Raw genomic sequence first — 17,773 nt, forward strand, 5'->3', positions numbered from 1 at the left:
CAGCCTGTCGGGCATTTCCCGTATCAGTTGCGCGCGAACCCTTTAGGGGATCAGGTCGGTGAAGTCTTTGATGATCGAGGCGACCGCGCCTAAGACGACCAAGCCCTCGACACCGCCCGCCACAATCAGCAGGCCGGTGGTGGCGGCGATCGGGTAGCCGATCGCGTTGACTAACCCCATCGGGTCGCCGGCCAGCGCCTGCGCGATCCCGCCGAGGAAGAGGTTGACGTCGTAGGCGGGCACCGAGATCAGGGCGGCGTTGACGATGTCGGCGGTGGGGAGCAGCACGCCGTAACCGGTCGAAAGGGCCTGGGAGAACGCATTTGTGACGTTGGTGGTCACCGTTTCGAGGTGATTGATGAAACCGTCGGTCGACGGTGGCGCAATCGTCGGCAGCGAGTGCGGGATGCTCGGTACCGACATGCCCGATATCTCGGCCGCGATGTCGTGTGACGCAGCGGTGACTCCCTGCTGGGCCCCGGTGGCGAGATCGGCGGCGATGACGCCGGGGCTGACGTGCGGGAAGAGCCCGAACGGTGTGGTGAGATTCGCCGGCCCGGTTGAATAGCCATAGTTGGGATCGCCGTACCCCAGATTGACGAGCACCCGCAGGTCCGGCTGCAGCAGATCGACCAGCGGTTGGCCGATCACCGGGATCTTGCTCAGCGGCTGTATCAGCGGCAGGTTCGGGTTGAGAACCATGTAGTAGTTGGTGTTTCCGGTGTAGTCCGGCGATGTCGGCAATTGCTCGAGGGAGTAGCCGGGTGGCAGCGCCGACGGGTCGAGGTGCGGGTAGAGGGGGTGCACCAGGACGATGCCCGCGACGGCGTTCAGGTCGGCGAAGATATTGAGCGGGTATTGCGGGAAGTCGGCGAAGCCGTCGTATTCGATCGTGTAAATGTTGGTCGTGTACGGGGTATCCGCGGGCGTCGCCCCGTAGAAGTCGATACCCAGGCTCGGCAGCGTCAGGCCCGGGAAGCGGGCGAGCAGACCGCCGTTGGGGGCCATGAGATCCGCCAACAGGTTGAAGGCGAGTTGGTTGGGCGCCGGCGGGTTCGGGGTGAGTTGGGGATTCATCAGGTTCTGCATTTCCAGCGACGCGATGATGGTGCTCTGCGAATAGCCTTGCACCAGAACGCTATTGCCGGCCCCGATTTGTTGTTTGATGGTGGCGTCGAGGATTTGGACGCCTTCGTTCACCGAGATGTTCAGCGGCAGGCTCTTGGTGCCGGTGAGCGGGTACAGGTTCTCGGGTGTGAAGATGGTGTCCACGCCGTTCCAGGTGTAATGCAGCTTGGCCCAGTTGAGAACGCCGGTCACGTAGCTCGAATCCGGTATCGGGTTGCCGCTGCCGCCCATGACGACGGCGACGATATTTCCGGTCAGGGGTGAGTCGCCCAGTAGCGCTTGGGCGCCCGCTTCTGCTGCCGCGTAGCTGCTTCCGGCCGATGCCAGCGCCGCGGTGAACTCGTCGTGAAAGGCGGCCGCGAGCCGAGCGACGGCCTGGTACTGCCGACCGTATGCGCCAAAGAGTTTCGCGATGGCCTCCGACACCTCGTCGGCGGCGGCCGGCGCCAGACCCGAAATCGGGCTCTCGGCCGCGGCGTTGGCGCCGGTGATCGTCGACCCGAGCTGTTCGATGTCCGCGGCAACCGACGCCAGCGCTTGCGGTTCAACGAGAAGGTCGGCCATCGACTTCATCCCCCTGGGCGAATTGGGACACCATTGCCGATGATCAGCCTAGGTCCATCGCGCGCGCCTGTCCGGCTGTTGCGGTAAAGCGTTGCCGCCCAGGCGGTTCAGGACAGCAGCGCGCCGCGCAGTCGGTCGATGTGAGTCGCGGTGATGCCGGCGTCGCGCAGGTAGTCGTCCAGTGACCCGTACGTCTCGTCGATGGTGCGGCGCGAAGTGTCCAGGTACTCCGGGCGGACCCCGAGGACCTCATCGGACAGGCGCGCCTCGGTGAACTTCAGGATCTCCGGGGTCACCTCGATGTCGGTGCGTTGCGAGAGCGACTCGGTGATCCGCTCCCGCAGCACCGATACCGAGTCGTTGCTGCGCAGGTAGTCGGCGACGATGGCGTCGCGATCGAGGCCGATCATCTCCAGCACGGTGGCGATCACGAAACCGGTGCGGTCCTTGCCCGCGAAGCAGTGCGTGAGCACCGCGCGCCCTTCCCCGAGCAGGGTGACGACTTGGCGCAGCGCGCGTTGTGTGCCGTTGCGCGTTGGGAATTGGCGATATTCGTCGATCATGTACCGGGCCGCGACCTCGGCGGGAGACTCGCCGGAATCGTCCGGCCCGCCGGCTTCGAAAGCCTTGCGAAATGCCAACTCGTGCGGCGGTTCGGCGTCGGGCTCGACGTCATTCTGCTCCCCAAGGTCAGGCATGGGCAGCAGGTGGATGTCGACGCCGTCGGGAACCAGTCCCGGACCCCGGCGGGCCACTTCCCGAGCCGCGCGCAGGTCGGCGACGTCGGTGACGCCCAGCCGCCGGAGTGTCGTGCGGCCGTCGTCGTCGAGGCGACTCAGCTCGCCGGACCGGAACAGTCGGCCCGGGCGCAGGCCCGTGGTGCCGTCGGCGACATCGCGAAAGTTCCACGCGCCGGACAGTTCTTGCAGCGCCTCAGTCATGAGCGGTGACCGCCGCGGCGAGGGCGGACTGCTCTCGGCCGATCTCCGAGCGCGCGATGGTGCGCATGTGCACCTCGTCGGGTCCGTCGAAGAGCCGCATGGCGCGGTGCCAGGCGTACATCCGGGCCAGCGCGGTGTCCTCGCTGACGCCGGCGGCGCCGTGCACCTGGATGGCGCGGTCGATCACGTTGCACGCCACCTGGGGGGCCACCGCCTTGATCTGCGAGACCAGCGTGTGCGCCGCCTTGTTGCCGTGCTGGTCGATCGTCCACGCCGCCTTCTCGCACAACAGCCTGGCCTGGTCGATTTCGTTGCGGGACTTGGCAATTGCCTCCCGCACCACGCCCTGTTCGGACAGCGGGCGGCCGAACGCCACCCGATTCTGGACCCGGTGCACCATGAGCGCGAGGGCCCGTTCGGAGCCGCCGAGGGCGCGCATGCAGTGGTGGATGCGGCCCGGCCCCAGCCGGGCCTGCGCGATCGCGAAGCCGCCGCCCTCCTCGCCGAGCAGATTGGTGGCCGGCACCCGGACGTTGTCGTAGATGATCTCGCAGTGCCCGGGCTGGTCCTGGTAGCCGAAGACCGTCGTCGAGCGGACGATGTTCACGCCCGGCGTATCGGTCGGCACCAGGACCATCGACTGCTGTTGGTGGCTGGCCGCGTCGGGGTTGGTGCGGCCCATCACGATGAGGATCTTGCACCGCGGGTCCGCCGCCCCGGAGGTCCACCATTTGCGGCCGTTGATCACATAGTCGCCGCCGTCGCGCACGATGGAGGTTTCGATGTTGCGGGCGTCGCTGCTGGCCACCGCCGGCTCGGTCATCGAGAAGGCGCTGCGGATCTCGCCGGCCAGCAGCGGCTCGAGCCACTGCTTGCGCTGCTCCTCGGTGGCGAACAGGTGCAGGGTCTCCATGTTGCCGGTGTCGGGCGCCGCGCAGTTGAGCGCCTCCGGCGCCAGCTCCAGGCTCCAGCCGGTGAGCTCGGCCAGCGGCGCGTATTCGAGGTTGGTCAGGCCCGACTCGGCCGGCAGGAACAGGTTCCACAGGCCCGCCGCCTTGGCCTTGACCTTCAGCTCCTCGACGATCGGCGGAACGGTGTGGTCGTTCGGGCCGGCCTCGTGGCGGTATTTGTCGTATTCGGCCTCGGCCGGGAAGACGTACTCGGTCATGAAGTCGGACAGCCGCTTGTGGTAGTCGATGGCCTTGGGCGACATCGCAAAGTCCATGTCCGTCACGATATCTTCTGGCGCGAGCAGACGTGAAAACCCCTCGGCACGCCGCCGAATGGGTACTTTTGTGTCTGCTCGCCGACAGACACGATGTACTCATGACCGAGTCGCTGCCGCCGTTCCCGCCGTTCACCCTCGAAACCGCGCTGCAGAAGGTTCAGGCCGCGGAGGACGCCTGGAACACCCGCGACCCGGAACGGGTCAGCCGCGCGTACACGATCGACTCGCAGTGGCGAAACCGCGGCGAGCACATCGTCGGCCGCGACGAGATCGTCGCGTTCCTGACCCGCAAGTGGCAGCGCGAGCTGGACTATTCACTGCGCAAGGGCCTGTGGAGCTTCGACGGCAACCGCATCGCGGTGCGATTCCAATACGAGTGCCACGACGCTGACGGGCAGTGGTATCGCAGCTACGGCAACGAGCTCTGGGAATTCGCGCCGTCGGGTTTGATGGCGCGCCGCGAGGCCAGCATCAACGACGTCCCGATCGCCGAATCCGAGCGTCGCTATTTCGGGCCTCGCCCGACGTCGGAGCACGGCCAAGATTTCCCGCTCTGGTAGCTGCCGCTAGGGTGTTCACTCCAACGGGGGTACACGAGCAGGTAGCGCAACTAACGAAAGCAGATGTTAACGCCATGACAGAACCGCAGACGGTGCCGGTCAAGGTCGGCGTGGTCGCCGAGTCCGGGACCGACGAGCGGCGCGTCGCGCTGGTTCCCAAGGCGGTGGCGTCGCTGGTCAACAGTGGTGTGGCCGTCGTGGTCGAGGCCGGCGCCGGCGAGGGGGCGCTGCTTCCCGACCACCTCTATACCGAGGCCGGCGCCACCATCGGCGACGCCTGGGCCGCCGACGTCGTCGTCAAGGTCGCACCGCCGACCAAAGATGAGGTGGCCCGGTTGCACCGCGGGCAGACGCTGATCGGCTTCCTCGCGCCCCGCAACGTCGACAACTCCATCGACGCGCTCAAGCAGGCCGGTGTGCAGGCGTTCGCGCTGGAAGCCATCCCGCGGATCTCGCGGGCGCAGGCGATGGACGCGCTGTCGTCGCAGGGCAACGTGTCCGGCTACAAGGCCGTGCTGCTGGCCGCCTCGGAGGCGACCCGGTTTTTCCCGATGCTGACGACGGCCGCCGGAACGGTGAAGCCGGCGACGGTGCTGGTGCTCGGCGTCGGCGTGGCCGGCCTGCAGGCGCTGGCCACGGCCAAGCGCCTGGGCGCGCGCACCACCGGCTACGACGTGCGGCCCGAGGTGGCCGACCAGGTCCGTTCGGTGGGGGCGCAGTGGCTCGATGTCGGCATCGAGGCGGCCGGCGAAGGCGGCTATGCCCGCGAACTCACCGACGACGAGCGCGCGCAGCAGCAGAAGGCGCTGGAAGACGCGATCGCCGGGTTCGACGTGGTGATCACCACCGCGCTGGTGCCGGGTCGTCCGGCGCCGCGGCTGGTGACCGCCGCGGCGGTGGAGGCGATGAAGCCGGGCAGCGTGGTGGTCGACCTCGCCGGGGAGACCGGCGGTAACTGCGAGCTCACCGAGCCGGGGCAGACCGTGGTGCGCCACGACGTCACCATCGCGTCGCCGCTGAACCTGCCCGCCACCATGCCCGAGCACGCCAGCGAGCTGTACAGCAAGAACATCACCGCGCTGCTGGATCTGTTGATCAAGGACGGCAAGCTGGCGCCGGACTTTGACGACGAAGTCATCGCAGAGTCGTGCGTGACTCGCGGGAAGGACTCCTAGATGTACGACGAACTGTTGGCCAACCTGGCGATCCTGGTGCTGTCCGGGTTCGTCGGCTTCGCCGTGATCTCCAAGGTGCCCAACACCCTGCACACCCCGCTGATGTCGGGGACCAACGCCATCCACGGCATCGTCGTGCTGGGCGCCCTGGTGGTGTTCGGTTCGGTCGAGCATCCGTCGCTGGCGGTGCAGATCATCCTGTTCGTCGCGGTGGTGTTCGGCACGCTGAACGTGATCGGCGGCTTCATCGTCACCGACCGGATGCTGGGCATGTTCAAGGGCAAGAAGACGCCCGTCAAGACCGAGGAGTCGGCCGCCAAATGAACTACCTGGTGATCGGCCTCTACATCCTTTCCTTCGCGCTGTTCATCTACGGCCTGATGGGCCTGACCGGGCCCAAGACCGCGGTGCGGGGCAACCTGATCGCCGCGGTCGGCATGGCGCTGGCGGTGACGGCGACCCTGATCAAGATCCGGCACACCGAGTCGTGGGTGCTGATCATCGTCGGCCTGGTGGTGGGCGTGGTGCTCGGTGTGCCGCCGGCCCGCTACACCAAGATGACCGCGATGCCGCAGCTGGTGGCGTTCTTCAACGGCGTCGGCGGCGGCACCGTCGCGCTGATCGCGCTTGCGGAATTCATTGAGACCAAGGGCTTTTCGGCGTTCCAGCACGGCGAGTCGCCGACCGCGCACATCGTGGTGGCGTCGTTGTTCGCCGCGATCATCGGGTCGATCTCGTTCTGGGGGTCGATCATCGCCTTCGGCAAGCTGCAGGAGATCATCTCCGGATCGCCGATCGGCGTCGGCAGGCTGCAGCAGCCGCTCAACCTGCTGCTGCTCATCGGAGCCATCGCCGCCGCGGTGGTGGTCGGCATCCACGCCCAGCCGGGCAGCGGCGGGGCATCGCTGTGGTGGATGATCGGGCTGCTGGTCGCCGCCGGGGTGCTCGGGCTGATGGTGGTGCTGCCGATCGGCGGCGCCGACATGCCGGTGGTCATCTCGCTGCTCAACGCGATGACCGGGCTGTCGGCGGCGGCGGCGGGGTTGGCTCTGAACAACACCGCGATGATCGTGGCGGGCATGATCGTCGGCGCGTCCGGTTCGATCCTGACCAACCTGATGGCCAAGGCGATGAACCGCTCCATCCCGGCGATCGTCGCCGGCGGTTTCGGCGGCGGCGGGGTGGCACCCAGCGGCGATGGCGGCGGCGACAAGCACGTCAAGTCCACCTCGGCCGCCGACGCCGCGATCCAGATGGCCTACGCCAACCAGGTGATCGTGGTCCCGGGGTATGGGCTGGCCGTCGCGCAGGCCCAGCATGCCGTCAAGGACATGGCGTCGCTGCTGGAGGACAAGGGCGTCGCGGTGAAGTACGCGATCCACCCGGTCGCCGGCCGCATGCCCGGGCACATGAACGTGCTGCTGGCCGAGGCCGAGGTCGACTACGACGCGATGAAGGACATGGACGACATCAACGACGAGTTCGGCCGCACCGACGTCGCGATCGTCATCGGCGCCAACGACGTCACCAACCCGGCCGCGCGCAACGACGCGTCCAGCCCGATCTACGGGATGCCGATCCTCAACGTGGACAAGGCCAAGTCGGTGATCGTGCTCAAGCGGTCGATGAATTCCGGGTTCGCGGGCATCGACAACCCGCTGTTCTACGGCGAGGGCACCACGATGCTGTTCGGCGATGCGAAGAAGTCGGTGACCGAGGTCGCCGAGGAGCTGAAGGCGCTTTAGCTGTCTAGACCGGCGGGTAGGCCTGCGGCGGGTAGCCCTGCCCGTTCTCGACCCCGCGCAGCCCCCAGGTCAAATACCTGAAAAAGAATTCGATCTCGTCGCTGACGTCGTAGTCCGGACTCGGATCCATCAACCCCACCTCTCGACTCGCGACTACTCCTGTGGCGGAGTCTAGTCCCATCCGCACCATCGCGGCAGGGGCCTGCATAGACTGTCCAACCAGTTGATTGATGACCGCTTCGCAGAGGGAACCAGAGATGCCATCCGAGAACGGGCTTTCGCGCCGTGAGGAGTTGCTGGCCGTCGCCACCAAGCTGTTCGCCGCGCGCGGCTATCACGGCACCCGGATGGACGACGTCGCCGATGTGATCGGGCTGAACAAGGCGACGGTGTATCACTACTACGCGAGCAAGTCGCTGATTCTGTTCGACATTTACCGCCAGGCCGCCGAGGGCACGTTGGCCGCCGTGCACGACGACCCGTCGTGGACCGCGCGCGAGGCGCTCTACCAGTACACGGTCCGGTTGCTCACCGGAATTGCGGGCGACCCGGAGCGGGCCGCGGTGTACTTCCAGGAACAGCCGTACATCACCGAGTGGTTCACCGCCGAGCAGGTCGCCGAGGTCCGCGAGAAAGAGGCTCAGGTCTACCACCACGTGCATGGCCTCATCGACCGGGGCATCGCGAGTGGCGAGTTCTACCAATGCGATTCGCACGTCTTGGCGCTCGGCTACATCGGGATGACGCTGGGCAGCTACCGATGGCTGCGGCCCAGCGGGCGGCGCACGGCCAAGGAAATCGCCGCCGAGTTCAGCACCGCGCTGCTGCGCGGCCTGATCCGCGACGAGTCCATCCGGACCACCGCCCCGCTCGGACCCTAGCGGCGATCGCAAGCGCGGCGAAGCCGGGCGCAGCGGGTCGCCGCCATCTAGGGCTCTACGAGAACACCGGGATCTTGCTGAAGATGTCACCGATTCCGGTTAACGCCCTGGACAGCCCGGTGGTGTTGGGCTGGCCCAAATAGATGTGCAGGTGCGGATCGGGAGACGGCAGGTACGGGTAGGAGTCGGGATACCACGCCGTGGCCGGCGTGTAGCCGGATTCGACCACGATGTCCACCACGGCCGACCACGGACCCTGCACGGCGCCCTTGGCCAGGTCGTAGGCGACGACGGGCAGGTTGGGCACCGAGAGCAGCGAGGCCGGGGTCGGCAGGTTCGCGTAGCCGCCGCCGGGCCCGATGTCGCCGTAGCCCAGGTCGACGAGCACCCGCAGGTCGGGCTGGAAGATGTCCGCGATCGGGGGACCCGCGTAGGGGATGTCCCGAATGAATTGGATCAACGGCAGGTTCTGGGTCATCACCATGTAGTACGTGGTGTTGCCGGTGTAGCCGGGCGAGGTCGCCAACTGCACCGCGCCGGCAACCTGATCGGGAGTCAGGAACGGGTAGCTGCTGTGCAACACGAAGTAGCCCAGGAACGCGTTGAGGTCGGACACCAGGTTGAGCGGGTATTGGGGCGCGTCGGCGATGCCGTCGTACTGGATGGTGTAGATGCTGGTCGGGTAGGGGGAATTCGGCGGGGTCGCGCCGTTGAAATGCACGTTCAGGAACGGGATGTCGAAGCCGGTGAAGCGTTCCAGGATGCCGCCGTTGGGGTTGTTCGGGTCGGCGGCCAGGACGAAGGACAGGTGGCCCTGGTAGGGCGATCCCGCGGCCATGAGGTTTCGTATTTCGTCGGTGGCGACGGTGGCGCTCTGCGAGTAGCCGAACACGACGACGTTGTTGCCCAGGTCGTTGATCTGGTGGGCGATGCCCTTGTTCAGCAGGCTGACGCCCTGCGCGATGGACGTGCCGAACGTTTCGCCGGTGCCGGCGACCGGCCAGAACTGTTCGGGCGTGAGTTGGGCCAGCGGAATGGCGCCGGGGAAGTGCGGGAGGATGTACGAGAGGTTGACATTGTTCAGGTAGACCGGGCCGGGCAGCGGATTCCAGGTGCCGCCCATGATCAACGCCACCACTTGCTGCGCCTGCGGACCTTCCACCAGGGCGGCGTTGGTCGCCTCGGCGTTGGCGTAGGTGCTGCCCGCGGTCGCCAGCGCCGTGGCGAACTCGTCGTGGAAGGCCGCCGCCTTGCTGAGCAGCGCGTGGTACTGCTGGCCGTATCCGCCGAACAGTTTGGCGATGGCCTCCGACACCTCGTCTTTGGCGGCCGCCACCAACGCGGTGGTGGGGCCGGCCGTGTTTGCGTTGACGTCGGTGAGCGCCGATCGGATCTTGCCCAGATCGGCGGCGACCGCCGCCAATAGCTCTGGGGCAGTTACCAGATACGCCATCTCCCCGTCCCTCCCGACCGACCCGTAACCGCGGGTATGAGGTATTAACTGAGGGTAAGGCCGTCGTGGCCGGATTTCCCGCGTTTGCCCCAGCGGGTTGCGCTTGAGGCCGGTAGGCACCGCAGAAATTATGGACTAGTGTCTAGAAAAGTTTTGTGCGTTCACAGCGAGGGACGGAGCACACTCATGGCGATCCGCGTCGCGCACGTCGGCACCGGGAACGTCGGCGGGCTGGCCCTGACCGAACTCATCACCAATCCGGCGTTCGAATTGACCGGGGTGTGCGTGTCGACGCCGGAGAAGGTGGGTCGCGACGCCGGCGCGCTGTGCGGCGTGGGGCTGGACGCCTCGACGGTCACCGGTATCACGGCCGTCGGCGACCTCGACGCGCTGTTGGCCACCAAGCCCGACTGCGTCGTCTACTGCGCCATGGGCGACACCCGGCTGCCCGACGCGATGGCCGACGTCATGAAGATCCTCGCCGCCGGCATCAACGTGGTCGGATCGTCGCCCGGACTGCTGCAATATCCGTGGGGCGTCATGCCGGAGAAGTACATCTCGCGCGTGGAAGATGCTGCCCGGCAAGGCAATTCGAGCATCTTCATCAGCGGTGTGGACCCGGGCTTCGCCAACGACCTGATTCCGTTCGCCCTGGCCGGGACCTGTCAGCGCATCGAACAGGTGCGCTGCATGGAGATTCACGATTACGCGTCCTACAACGGCGCGGAGGTCATGTACTACATGGGGTTCGCCCGGCCCATGGACGAGATTCCGATGCTGCTGCAGCCGGGCGTTTTGAGCATCGCGTGGGGCACGGCGATCCGTCAGCTGGCGGCCGGGCTCGGCATCGAGGTCGACGAGATCAAGGAGTCCTACCAGCGCGAGCCGGCGCCGGAAGACTTCGACATCGCGATCGGACACGTGGCCAAGGGCACGCTGGCCGTGCTGCAGTTCGAGATCTGCGGCATGGTCAAGGGCCATCCCGCGATCGTCATCGAACACGTCACCCGGCTGCGGCCCGACCTGCGGCCCGACCTGCCGCAGCCCGCCTCGGGCGACGGGTCGTATCGCGTCGAGATCACCGGCGAGCCGTCCTATGCGGTCGACATCATTCCCAGCAGCCGCAAGGGCGACCACAACCACGCCGCGATCGCCGGCGCCGCCGGCCGCATCGTCAACGCCATCCCGGCGGTGATCGCCGCGCCGCCGGGGATCCGGACCACGCTGGACCTGCCGCTGGTCACGGGCAAGGGCCTGTATGCGCCAAAAGCCTTGGTGGCTCAATAAATTCACGCGAAGGAGCTCTTATGGGACGGGTTGACGGCAAGGTAGCGCTGATCAGTGGCGCCGCCGGCGGCATGGGCGCCGAGGATGCGCGCCTGCTGGTCGAGGAGGGCGCCAAGGTGGTGATCGGCGACATCCTCGACGACAAGGGCAAGGCGCTGGCCGACGAGCTCGGCGACGCCGCGCGCTACGTGCACCTCGACGTCACCCAGCCCGACCAGTGGGACGCCGCCGTCGCGACCGCCGTCGGCGAGTTCGGCAAGCTCAACGTGTTGGTCAACAACGCGGGAACGGTTGCGCTGGGCCCGCTAAAGGACTTCAAGCTGGACAAGTGGCAGAAGGTGATTGACGTCAACCTGACCGGCACCTTCCTGGGCATGCGGGCGGCCGTCGAGCCGATGACCGCGGCCGGCGGCGGCTCGATCATCAACGTCTCGTCGATCGAGGGCCTGCGCGGCGCGCCGATGGTGCACCCGTACGTCGCGTCCAAGTGGGGCGTGCGCGGGCTGGCGAAGTCGGCGGCGCTGGAGTTGGCGCCGTTGAACATTCGGGTGAATTCGATTCATCCCGGCTTCATCCGCACCCCGATGACGGCGCACCTGCCGGAGGACATGGTGACGATCCCGCTGGGGCGTCCGGGCCAGGTCCGCGAGGTCGCGACGTTCGTGCTGTTCCTGGCCAGCGACGAGTCGTCCTATGCGACCGGCAGCGAGTTCGTCATGGACGGTGGGCTGATCACCGACGTGAACCACAAGGACTTCTAGACTCGGTTCGTCGCCGAGCGTGAACTCAGGGCGAGAATTCGCCCGATTTCTCGCCGCCCGTGCACGCTCGGCGTAGGAGGAGTCGTGTCGATGCTGCACCGCCTGGCTGATGTGGTCGGGTCGAGCCACGTCGTCACCGATCCTGACGTCCTGGCCGGCCGCAGCGTCGATCACACCGGGCGTTATAGTGGGCGCGCGAGCGCGTTGGTGCGGCCGGGTTCGGCTCTGGAGGTCGCTTCGGTGCTGCGGGTGTGCCGCGACGCCGGCGCGCACGTCACCGTGCAGGGCGGGCGGACTTCGCTGGTGGCGGGAACCGTCCCGGAGCACGACGACGTGCTGCTGTCGACCGAAAGGCTTTGTGCTGTTGGCGATGTCGATGTGATCGAGCGCCGGGTGTTGGTCGGGTCCGGCGCCACGTTGGCGGCCGTGCAGCACGCCGCCGCTGCCGCGGGGCTGGTGTTCGGGGTGGATCTGGCGGCGCGCGACACGGCGACGGTCGGTGGCATGGCGTCGACGAACGCGGGCGGGCTGCGGACGGTGCGCTACGGCAACATGGGCGAGCAGGTCCTCGGGTTAGAGGTGGCGCTGCCCGATGGTTCGCTGCTGCACCGGGACAGCCGGGTGCGCAGCGACAACACCGGCTATGATCTGCCTTCGATGTTCGTCGGCGCCGAAGGCACTTTGGGCGTGATCACCGCGTTGGACTTGCGGCTGCACCCGACGCCGTCGCATCGGGTGACGGCGGTGTGCGGGTTCGCCTCGCTGGAGGCGCTGGTCGAGGCCGGCCGGGTGTTTCGTGACGTGGACGGGATCGCGGCGCTGGAGTTGATCGACGGCCGGGCGGCGGCGCTGACCCGCGAGCATCTCGGCGTGGGCGCGCCCGTCGACGGGGATTGGCTGTTGTTGGTGGAGCTGGCCGCCGACCACGATCAGACCGAGCGGCTCGCCGAGCTGCTCGACGGGGTTGAGCTGTGCGGTGAGCCGGCGGTGGGCGTGGATGTGGCTGCGCAGCAACGGTTGTGGCGGGTTCGCGAGGGTCTGGCGGAGGTGCTCGGCGTGTACGGGCCGCCGCTGAAGTTCGACGTTTCGCTGCCGCTGGCCGAGATCAGCGGATTCGCCTCGGAGGCAGTCGCTTTGATTGAGGCGCACGTGTCGGAGGCGCTGCCGGTGTTGTTCGGTCATATCGGTGAGGGCAACCTGCATCTCAACGTGCTGCGCGTCCCGGTCGAGCGGGAGGCGGCGTTGTACGCGCCGATGATGGATTTGATTGCGCGGTTTGGAGGCAACGTTAGCTCCGAACATGGCGTTGGTAGCCGCAAGCGCGCTTATCTTGGGATGTCGCGGGGGCCGGTCGACGTCGCGGCGATGCGGAGCATCAAGGCCGCGCTGGATCCGACTGGATACCTTAATGCCGCAGTGCTTTTCGATTAGGCGGCCATCCACGGGTGGGAACCGCAGCGGTTCGCTGTCATGGAAGAGATCGTCACCGCCAAGTTCGTAAATAATCTCGACCTCGCCGGCAAGCTGCGTGGGACCGCCGGCAGCGTGCTGGTGGAAGGAAACGACTGGCACGACCAGACCTGGGGCTCCTGCCGGTGCGCCGCGCACCGCGCCGTTCCCGGCGCCAACGCGCTCGGCGTCATACTGATGAGCGTGCGGATGCGCCTTGAAAGCCGCCCGTGAACCTGCGTCTTGGCTGATTCCGACGAACGTCTCAAACTGGCGAACCACGCTGCACAGCAGACGCTGAGCTGCAGGACGCCATACTCGAGGTTGCACTTACTTGGGCCGGCAGTCTCCTCGCAGCCACCGCGTTGTTCATTTCCTGCGCCGCATGAATCGGTTTGAACAACGATCCGAAAAAGGGCGTTATCTTTCCGAAGTAGGCAGCGCTGATCCTGCTCGTCGTCGTGATCGTCCGGGGAATGGAGTGATCGTTGCGTCCTGCGCATGACCCTCAACACGCACCAGCCCCCACCGTAGGAGCCAGCGGCAATCTCACTATCCGGCATATACCTAATTTCATTGCGTTGCAACGTATTACTTGAAATCACGAGTTCAATTGCATGCGCGGAAACCGGGCATGCCCCGGAGCAAGCAGCTCTGATAACGTGCGCGGACATGAAAATCGACACGTTTGTGCTGTTTGTGTTGCTAATTGTCTGGTTGGTCAGTGCCATCGTGGCGGCCACCATCGCCTACGGTCGCGAGCAAAGCGCGTGGACATGGGGGGTGGTCACTTTTCTTTTCCTCGGGCCAATCGGTCCCGACTTCGCTCTGATCGCACCGCACGGCGCGGTTGAGGATGCGCAGGTTCTAGGCCGCCCAGATTCTCAGCCCAAAACCCCGGAGGGTCGCAGACACTTCGTTTGCCCGCGTTGTGTGGCCGATAACTACATTCCTGAGGCCGACACGAGCTATGAGTGCTGGCGCTGCTCTGAACATAGGCGCGTCAAGCCGAAACCGAGCAGCCAGGCATCCACTCCTGACTAGTGAGCTTCCACGCCTGACTACCTAGCGCGGCGGCGCTCCTTCTCTAGTTCCGTTGCGAATAGCAATGAAATCCGGTCTGCGTGTAGCGAAGCCTCAACCATCACTGGCCTGCTGTCCGCTGACGAAGCTATTGCTGGCCATCGCGGCACCGCGGCCGTCGTGCCCAACGGACACCGCTGCCCGGGCGCGATGCCACGGTGCGAACTTCGCCCACCGCAGCTATTGCCAAAGATGGATGATCAGGCACAACCGCTCCTTGCTATCAAGAAAGATGCGGGGATGTTGGCCTTGACGCTCGGCAGAACGCGAACGGCCTTGCTAATCAGTCACTTTCATCCCCACCGCATGCCGCAGCTGCGCAAGGAACTGATCGGCATCATCACTGCGAACGATGTAGTGCGAGATGGCAATCCGAATCACCGTGGCCGCCTTGACCGCGGCGTTGGGCCCGGGTAGGTGGCGTTCCAGGCCGGCGCGCATCTCTGGGATGACGCCGCCGACCTGCGAGATGACGTGCTCGGGTTCGACGTCGATCATCCGCACCCCGGAGTAGGAGTGCTGGTATTCGACGATGAATCGCAGCACGGCGTCGAGCTTGTCGGCGCCCTTTAGCCCGGCGGTCGCCTTGGCCAGGCCGGATTCGAAGACTTGCCGTTCGTAGCGCGAGAACGCCGACAGCAGTTCCTCTTTGGAGGCGAACCACCGGTACAGGGTGGGGCGCGAAACCCCTGCCTGCGCAGCGACTTCCGACAAGCTGAGCTTGGTTTTGCCGTTGCGGCCGAGCACCTCGGCGGTGGCCGACAGGATCCGCTGACGCGTTGTGCTGTCAGCGTCTGTCGCTGAAATAGCAGCGGGTTGGGTCATGTCTGCCGCCCCGGGCGGGCCCGCACCAACACCGACTGCTGAATCGCCCCGACCGCACCCCGCTCGTCGAACAGCGTGCCGATCGTCGTCCCGATGCCGTCCGGGCCGTAGCTGGTCTCGGCGCGAATGCCGATCCAGTCGCCGTCGGGAACGCGGAACACGTGCACGGCGAGGTCGGTATTCAAAAACGTCCACTTGCTGATGTCCAGCTTGCTGCCGATGCCGTTGGCGCAGTCGGCCACGGCGAACAGCCGCTCCAGCTGCGTCATGCTCTCGCCGTTGACGAGGTCCACCGTGGGGTTGATCCAGGACTCCCCGGGGCCCGGCGTCAGCGGCTCGGTCAGCCACAGCCACTCCAGGCTGTGCACGTAATTGCGGTCCCAATTCAACGGTTTCATGTCCCGGACGCGCGCTTCGGTCCGCGAACGGGGCAGAACGGCGTTCGAGTGCGCAATCGGCTCGGTGTCCTGGTGCTGCAACCGCCACCCGCTGGCGCGGGCCACCGGGCGGGGCTGCCCGTCGGGACCCGGCGCTAGCATCTCGGCGCTGACCAACTCGATCTGCTTGCCGCCGCGCTGCACCTGCGCGCTGACCCACAGGTCGCCCTCGGCCGGCACCCCGCCCAGCAGGTCGACGACGACCCGGGACAGCCGGGTGTCGTCGCGCTGCTCACACCGCTCCAGTGCCCGCACCAGCAGCGCCGAAACCGGACCGCCGTGCTGGATCGCCGACGACCAGGTGCCCCGGGCCAGGTCGGTCGCCTGGAATTTCTCGCCCAGCGCGTCCGAATCGTCGAGCAGCTCGTAATAGGAATCCGTCACATGTCCCCTTCTCGTCAGGGCAGCCCGGCGCCCGGCGTGTCGACCAGCACGGCGTCCAGCTGCGAGAGTCGAGTGCCGACCAGGCGCTTCGGATACGCGTCGGTGCTCGACAACAGAAACAGTGTGCGCCGTTCGGGCCCGCCGAGCGCGCAGGCGATGGCGACGCGCTCGCCCATGTCGATGCGGTCGGTCACCTCGCCGCCCTCGAGGATCCGTTCGAATTGGTGCGCCACGGTCATCGCCGCCCACACCGCGCCGTCGGCGTCCAGCGCGATGCCGTCGGGCGGGCCGTCGAGGCCGTCGGCGAAGACCCGGCGGTCGCGCAGCGCGCCGTCCTCGGCGATGGTGAACGCGGTCAGCCGCCGGCCGGTCGACTCGGCGACGATCAGCGTCGCGCGGTCCTCACTGATCACCATCCCGTTCGGGAACTCGAGGCCGTCGGCGACGACGACAGCGCGGTCGTCGGGGTCGAGGCGGACGATCACGCCGCCTTCGAATGCCTGTGATCCGATGTAGGCGCGCCCGGCGTCGTCGACGACCATGTCGCCGAGGCTGGCCGGCACCAGGTCGCTAAGATCGGCGATGGTGACGACGGTGTCACCGTCGTAGCGCAGCACCTGCCGGTTTTCGGTCGAGACGATGAGCAGCGACCCGTCCGGCCGGAACCCGAGGCCGGACGGCGAGTGTCCGGGCAGCGGCAGCGTGGTGAGCGCCCCGCCCAGCGTCGAGGTGTGGACGGCTTCCCCGAGCATGTCGGAGAACCACAGCAGGCCCTCGAACCACCGCGGGCCCTCGCCGAAGCAGAAGCCCTTGGCGAGTGGCTCGGGGATCACCCGCCCGCACCTTTACAAAACACCGCAAAAGTGTCAGGCAACGCGGGCTTCGGTGTCAATCTGCCCCCGTCCGCGTATATTTAGCCAAGCTTTACAAATCTTGAGCAAAGTGTCACGCTGTGCGATGAGCTGCCGACGAGAGATGGAGCGGATTTGACCACCGAATCTGAGCAGACCGAGTGGACGGTGCAGGGCCTGCTGGACCTGTTTGACGTGCAGGCCGACGGGCAGGATCGGTTCACCGCCGACACCGGCATCGCCGTCGGCGACGAACGGCAGGTGGTGGAAGGCACCCAGGTGCTCGCCCAGGCGATTGTCGCGGTGGCCAAACGATTCCCGGACAAATCGGTGCGTTCGGCGCACGCCGTGTTTTCCCGGGCGATCACCGTCGGTCCGCCGATCGAGCTCGTCCTCGACGTGGTGGCCGAAGGCCGGTCGACGGCTACCGCGGTGGTCGCGGTGCATCAGAACGGCCGGCGCTGCCTGAGCATCACGGTGCTGGCCGACGTCCCCACCGGCGACGTCATCCGGCACCACCTGCCGCGGCCCGACGTGGCCCCGCCCGCCGACGCCCACCCCTCGCCGATGCCCATGGTCGGGCGCGAACTGCGGCTGGTGGACGTGGTCGACGTCAACAGCCCCGACGAGGTGGGACCGCCGGAGCTGTTCGCCTGGCTGCACTACGACCCGATCCCGACCCGCGACGATCTGGCCAAGGCGCTCGTCGCGTACTTCACCGGGCACCTGGGCATCTCCACCACCATGCGCGCGCACGCCGGGATCGGCACCAGCCAGGCGCACCTGACGGTGTCGACGGCGCCGATGAGCATCTCGGTCGCCTTCCACGAACCGGTGCGCTGGGATGGGTGGCTGCTCTACACGCACGAGAGCACCCAGGTCGGCGCCGGGATGTCCTACGTGCGCGGCACCGTGCACTCGGAAGAGGGCGACCTGCTGTGCTCGTTCGCGCAGGAGGCGTTGATCCGCCCGCTGCGCACCTCCGACACGGCGATCGACTCTCGCGCGCGGTTCTAACGCC

At 66.8% G+C, this 17,773-nt stretch carries 19 protein-coding genes; 11 read left to right on the plus strand and 8 right to left on the minus strand.

Annotated features, from left to right (window positions below; genetic code table 11):
• Positions 1-42: 42 nt before the first annotated feature.
• From G6N66_RS28235 to G6N66_RS28245, 3 genes are all read right to left on the minus strand, one after another.
• Positions 43-1,692 (minus strand): PE family protein, encoded by a 1,650-nt coding sequence (locus G6N66_RS28235; protein ID WP_085232063.1) that lies wholly within the window; start codon positions 1,690-1,692, stop codon positions 43-45.
• A gap of 107 nt (positions 1,693-1,799) precedes the next feature.
• A complete protein-coding gene (locus G6N66_RS28240) occupies positions 1,800-2,633 on the minus strand; it encodes a tyrosine-protein phosphatase (protein ID WP_085232050.1) in 834 nt (277 codons plus the stop codon).
• On the minus strand, positions 2,626-3,846 hold the full coding sequence (locus tag G6N66_RS28245; protein WP_163645981.1) for an acyl-CoA dehydrogenase family protein: 1,221 nt from the start codon (positions 3,844-3,846) through the stop codon (positions 2,626-2,628). The genes G6N66_RS28240 and G6N66_RS28245 overlap by 8 nt, the downstream gene beginning before the upstream one ends.
• A gap of 113 nt (positions 3,847-3,959) precedes the next feature.
• Between G6N66_RS28245 and G6N66_RS28250 the strand changes: the two genes are divergently transcribed.
• From G6N66_RS28250 to G6N66_RS28265, 4 genes are all read left to right on the plus strand, one after another.
• A complete protein-coding gene (locus G6N66_RS28250) occupies positions 3,960-4,421 on the plus strand; it encodes a nuclear transport factor 2 family protein (protein ID WP_085232048.1) in 462 nt (153 codons plus the stop codon).
• Between the two features lie 74 nt (positions 4,422-4,495).
• Positions 4,496-5,596 (plus strand): Re/Si-specific NAD(P)(+) transhydrogenase subunit alpha, encoded by a 1,101-nt coding sequence (locus G6N66_RS28255; RefSeq protein ID WP_085232047.1) that lies wholly within the window; start codon positions 4,496-4,498, stop codon positions 5,594-5,596.
• Positions 5,597-5,920, plus strand: coding sequence for an NAD(P) transhydrogenase subunit alpha (locus G6N66_RS28260; RefSeq protein ID WP_085232046.1), 324 nt, complete (start codon positions 5,597-5,599; stop codon positions 5,918-5,920).
• A complete protein-coding gene (locus G6N66_RS28265) occupies positions 5,917-7,341 on the plus strand; it encodes an NAD(P)(+) transhydrogenase (Re/Si-specific) subunit beta (RefSeq protein WP_085232045.1) in 1,425 nt (474 codons plus the stop codon). The genes G6N66_RS28260 and G6N66_RS28265 overlap by 4 nt, the downstream gene beginning before the upstream one ends.
• A gap of 4 nt (positions 7,342-7,345) precedes the next feature.
• Here G6N66_RS28265 and G6N66_RS28270 read toward each other — a convergent pair whose 3' ends face one another.
• A complete protein-coding gene (locus G6N66_RS28270; protein ID WP_179968378.1) occupies positions 7,346-7,474 on the minus strand; it encodes a hypothetical protein in 129 nt (42 codons plus the stop codon).
• 97 nt (positions 7,475-7,571) lie between these two features.
• On the opposite strand from G6N66_RS28270, the gene G6N66_RS28275 reads away from it, so the two are divergent.
• On the plus strand, positions 7,572-8,222 hold the full coding sequence (locus tag G6N66_RS28275) for a TetR/AcrR family transcriptional regulator (protein WP_372515558.1): 651 nt from the start codon (positions 7,572-7,574) through the stop codon (positions 8,220-8,222).
• A 55-nt stretch (positions 8,223-8,277) separates the two neighbouring features.
• Here the strand turns inward: G6N66_RS28275 and G6N66_RS28280 are convergent, their stop codons facing one another.
• On the minus strand, positions 8,278-9,675 hold the full coding sequence (locus G6N66_RS28280; protein ID WP_085232043.1) for a PE family protein: 1,398 nt from the start codon (positions 9,673-9,675) through the stop codon (positions 8,278-8,280).
• Positions 9,676-9,861: 186 nt separating this feature from the next.
• Between G6N66_RS28280 and G6N66_RS28285 the strand changes: the two genes are divergently transcribed.
• The 5 genes from G6N66_RS28285 (at position 9,862) to G6N66_RS28305 (ending at position 14,216) form a co-directional block, all read left to right on the plus strand.
• Positions 9,862-10,962: an NAD(P)H-dependent amine dehydrogenase family protein gene (locus G6N66_RS28285; protein ID WP_085232042.1), complete on the plus strand. Its 1,101-nt coding sequence runs from the start codon at positions 9,862-9,864 to the stop codon at positions 10,960-10,962.
• A gap of 20 nt (positions 10,963-10,982) precedes the next feature.
• On the plus strand, positions 10,983-11,723 hold the full coding sequence (locus tag G6N66_RS28290; protein ID WP_085232041.1) for a glucose 1-dehydrogenase: 741 nt from the start codon (positions 10,983-10,985) through the stop codon (positions 11,721-11,723).
• Between the two features lie 90 nt (positions 11,724-11,813).
• The gene (locus tag G6N66_RS28295) at positions 11,814-13,154 is read left to right on the plus strand and encodes an FAD-binding oxidoreductase (RefSeq protein WP_085232062.1); all 1,341 of its coding nucleotides are present in this window, start codon (positions 11,814-11,816) and stop codon (positions 13,152-13,154) included.
• Positions 13,155-13,160: 6 nt separating this feature from the next.
• Positions 13,161-13,406 carry an NADAR family protein gene (locus tag G6N66_RS28300; RefSeq protein ID WP_263987941.1) on the plus strand — a complete coding sequence of 82 codons (246 nt, stop codon included), beginning with the start codon at positions 13,161-13,163 and terminating at the stop codon, positions 13,404-13,406.
• A 438-nt stretch (positions 13,407-13,844) separates the two neighbouring features.
• Entirely contained in the window at positions 13,845-14,216 is a 372-nt protein-coding gene (locus G6N66_RS28305) for a hypothetical protein (RefSeq protein ID WP_139825113.1), read from the plus strand.
• A 318-nt stretch (positions 14,217-14,534) separates the two neighbouring features.
• Here the strand turns inward: G6N66_RS28305 and G6N66_RS28310 are convergent, their stop codons facing one another.
• The 3 genes from G6N66_RS28310 to G6N66_RS28320 are packed head-to-tail and all read right to left on the minus strand — an operon-like array spanning position 14,535 to position 16,734.
• The gene (locus G6N66_RS28310; RefSeq protein ID WP_085232039.1) at positions 14,535-15,080 is read right to left on the minus strand and encodes a TetR/AcrR family transcriptional regulator; all 546 of its coding nucleotides are present in this window, start codon (positions 15,078-15,080) and stop codon (positions 14,535-14,537) included.
• Positions 15,077-15,901: a thioesterase family protein gene (locus G6N66_RS28315; RefSeq protein WP_085232038.1), complete on the minus strand. Its 825-nt coding sequence runs from the start codon at positions 15,899-15,901 to the stop codon at positions 15,077-15,079. The genes G6N66_RS28310 and G6N66_RS28315 overlap by 4 nt, the downstream gene beginning before the upstream one ends.
• A 14-nt stretch (positions 15,902-15,915) precedes the next feature.
• Positions 15,916-16,734, minus strand: a complete 819-nt coding sequence (locus tag G6N66_RS28320; protein ID WP_085232037.1) for an SMP-30/gluconolactonase/LRE family protein — start codon at positions 16,732-16,734, stop codon at positions 15,916-15,918.
• Positions 16,735-16,887: 153 nt separating this feature from the next.
• Between G6N66_RS28320 and G6N66_RS28325 the strand changes: the two genes are divergently transcribed.
• Entirely contained in the window at positions 16,888-17,769 is an 882-nt protein-coding gene (locus G6N66_RS28325; RefSeq protein ID WP_085232036.1) for an acyl-CoA thioesterase, read from the plus strand.
• Positions 17,770-17,773: the final 4 nt, after the last annotated feature.

Origin of the sequence: Mycobacterium conspicuum, from assembly GCF_010730195.1 — a bacterium.
In the GTDB taxonomy this organism is placed as follows: domain Bacteria; phylum Actinomycetota; class Actinomycetes; order Mycobacteriales; family Mycobacteriaceae; genus Mycobacterium; species Mycobacterium conspicuum.